Origin of the sequence: Amnimonas aquatica, assembly GCF_002943415.1 — a bacterium.
GTDB classification, from domain to species: domain Bacteria; phylum Pseudomonadota; class Gammaproteobacteria; order Pseudomonadales; family Moraxellaceae; genus Perlucidibaca; species Perlucidibaca aquatica_A.
Window position 1 is genome coordinate 1 of sequence record NZ_PTQZ01000220.1, and the last position, 2,962, is coordinate 2,962.

The following is a 2,962-nucleotide window of genomic DNA, read 5'->3' on the forward strand; positions in this document are numbered from 1 at the left end:
GCCGGACGTGGCGGACCCGCCACCGCCGCTGCCGCCGCCTCCTCCTCCGCAGGCTGCCAGCAGCAAGCTGCCCAGCATGACTGGCAGCAGTGATTGTCGTGTCGTGAATGATGGCTTCATGATGCCCTCCGATAGCCTGTGGTCGCCGGATGTCGTCTCCGGGACTCAGGGTCTGGCGGTGGGCGGAGGGGAGCAACCCCTCAAATGTAGGGCTTCCCCGCGAACAGGGGGGTGGTCAGCTGTCGCGTCAGCCGGCCGGCCGGTCGTAGACCACGAAGCTGTAATGCAGGTCGCTGGCCTCGTCGTGGTGGCGCTCGCGCGAGACCTCCTGCCAGCCGGCCGGGTCGAAGGCCGGGAAGAAGGCGTCGCCATCCACGCTGGTCTCGACCTCGGTGATGTACATACGCGACACCAGCGGCAGCACCTGGGCGTAGACCTCGGCGCCACCGATCACCAGCGCCTCGTCCTGCGCGTTCACCACCGCCACTGCCTCGGCCAGCGCCACCGCGGCCTCCAGCGAATGCACCACGCGGGTGCCGATCGGGCCTTCCCAGTCCGGGTTGCGGGTGATCACGACATTGGTGCGGTTGGGCAGCGGCCGACCCAGGGAGTCGTAGGTGGTGCGGCCCATGATGATGGCCTTGCCGCTGGTCATGCGCTTGAAGTACTGCAGGTCGCCCGGCAGGCGCCAGGGCAGCGCGTTGCCGATGCCGATGCAGCGGTTGCGGTCCATGGCCACGATCAGCGCCAGACGCACGGTGTCATCGGGCAGCGCGGCGTAGTCTTCGGCGTCGGTGCCGGTCAGGGCTTCCGGGGGTGCGCCGTCGGCGTTGCTCATGCGGGGGTTCTCCGGATTGCGCGGCCGGTCGTCATACCGCGACCTTGCCGGCGATGTGGGCGTGGGCTTCGTAGCCCTCGAGCGTGAAGTCCTCGTAGCGGAAGGCGAACAGGTCTTTGACTGCCGGGTTCAGCTGCATGACCGGCAGCGGCAGCGGCGCGCGCGCCAGTTGCAGATCGGCCTGCTCCAGGTGATTGCTGTAGAGGTGGCAGTCGCCGCCGGTCCACACGAAATCGCCTGGCTCCAGGTCGCAGACCTGCGCCACCATCAGCGTCAGCAGAGCATAAGACGCGATGTTGAACGGCACGCCGAGAAAGATGTCGGCGCTGCGCTGGTAGAGCTGGCAGCTCAGGCGGCCGCGCCCGCCCGCCTCCGCCGGCGGTGCCACGTAGAACTGGAACAGGGCGTGGCAGGGCGGCAGCGCCATGTCGTCGACCAGCGCCGGGTTCCAGGCGCTGACGATGAGCCGGCGCGAGTCCGGCGTGCGCCGGATCATCTCCAGCACCTTGCTGATCTGGTCGATGTGGCGTCCGTCCGGGGACGGCCAGGAGCGCCACTGGTAGCCGTAGACCGGCCCGAGGTCGCCGTTCTCGTCGGCCCACTCGTCCCAGATGCGCACGCCGTGTTCCTTCAGGTAGCGGATGTTGGTGTCACCCTGCAGGAACCACAGCAGTTCGTGGATGATCGACTTCAGGTGCAGCTTCTTGGTGGTCAGCACCGGGAAGCCATCGGCCAGGTCGAAGCGCATCTGGTGGCCGAACACCGAGTAGGTGCCGGTGCCGGTGCGGTCGCTCTTGAACTGGCCTTCGTGGCGGGCGCGGGCGAGCAGGTCGAGGTACTGGCGCATGGTTCAGCGCCCCCCCTGCGTGGCGGCCGGTGCCTGGTGGCGCCGGTAGGCCACGATCAGCAGGATGACGCCGAAGATGATCATGGGCGCGGTCAGCATCTGGCCCTTGGTCATCCAGTCGAAGGCCACGAAGCCCTGGTCGGCGTCAGGCTCGCGGAAGAACTCGACGGTGAAGCGCGCCAGGCCGTAGCCGATCAGGAAGATGGCTGACGGCGCCATGCGCGGCCGGTCTTTCAGCGTGTAGACGAACAGCACGATGAACAGCACCAGCCCTTCCAGCACCGCCTCGTAGAGCTGCGACGGGTGGCGCGCCAGCAGGTCCACGTGCGGGAACACCATGCCGAGGGCGAAGTCCGGGTCGCTGACCGGACGGCCCCAGAGCTCGCCGCCGATGAAGTTGCCGATGCGGCCGAAGAACAGCCCGGGCGGTACGATCACGGCCAGCAGGTCGGTGATCTGCAGCCACGGCGTCTGGTAGCGGCGCGCGAACAGCAGCGCCGCCACCAGCACGCCGAGGAAGCCGCCGTGGAAGCTCATGCCGCCTTCCCAGACGCGGAACAGCCAGAGCGGATCGTTGAGGAAGCGGTCGAAACCGTAGAAGAAGACATAGCCGAGGCGGCCGCCGAGGATCACGCCCATGGCGCCGTAGAACACCAGGTCGGCGACCTGGTCCTGGGTCCAGCCGATGCGCTTGGCGCGCCACAGCGCCAGGCCGTAGGCGGTGGCGAAGCCGAACAGGTACATCAGGCCGTACCAGTGGATCTTCAGCGGGCCCAGGCTGAGCGCTATGGGGTCGATGTGCGGGTAGGTCAGCATGTCTCGATCCGTCAGGGGGAACTGCCGCATCATAAGGCAAATGCGGGCGGATGCCATGAGCCGGCAATGCGTCGCTCCACCGGACGAACATGGCGCCCGCGCGTGACACGGGCGTGATGAACGCGTAATAAGGGGCGGTCGTCCCAAGGAGAGTCCGCATGTGCCTGATCGTCTTCCGCTGGCAGCCCGGTGCCGCCGTGCCGCTGCAGGTCTGGGCCAACCGGGACGAGTTCCTGGCGCGGCCGGCCTCGGCCACCGCGTTCTGGCCCGATGCCCCGCAGGTGCTGGCGGGACGTGACCTGGCGGCGGGCGGCAGCTGGATGGGCGTGACCCGGCGCGGCCGTTTCGCGGCGCTCACCAACTACCGCGACCCCGGGCTGGGCGGTGGTCGGCGTTCGCGCGGCGAGCTGGTGTCGGAGTTCCTGCGCGGCGATGAAAGCCCCGAGACCTGCGTCCGCCGG

At 68.5% G+C, this 2,962-nt stretch carries 4 protein-coding genes; 1 reads left to right on the plus strand and 3 read right to left on the minus strand.

The features are described from left to right. Window positions 1-247: 247 nt before the first annotated feature. The 3 genes from C5O18_RS08150 to lgt are packed head-to-tail and all read right to left on the minus strand — an operon-like array spanning window position 248 to window position 2,501. On the minus strand, window positions 248-838 hold the full coding sequence (locus C5O18_RS08150; protein WP_206389804.1) for a dihydrofolate reductase: 591 nt from the start codon (window positions 836-838) through the stop codon (window positions 248-250). 31 nt (window positions 839-869) lie between these two features. After that, window positions 870-1,685, minus strand: coding sequence for a thymidylate synthase (locus C5O18_RS08155; protein WP_105193039.1), 816 nt, complete (start codon window positions 1,683-1,685; stop codon window positions 870-872). Window positions 1,686-1,688: 3 nt separating this feature from the next. Continuing rightward, window positions 1,689-2,501: a prolipoprotein diacylglyceryl transferase gene (gene lgt, locus C5O18_RS08160; protein WP_105193041.1), complete on the minus strand. Its 813-nt coding sequence runs from the start codon at window positions 2,499-2,501 to the stop codon at window positions 1,689-1,691. A gap of 158 nt (window positions 2,502-2,659) precedes the next feature. Here lgt and C5O18_RS08165 point away from each other — a divergent pair. Continuing rightward, the coding region (locus C5O18_RS08165; protein ID WP_146089295.1) for an NRDE family protein at window positions 2,660-2,962 on the plus strand (303 nt) is incomplete at its 3' end.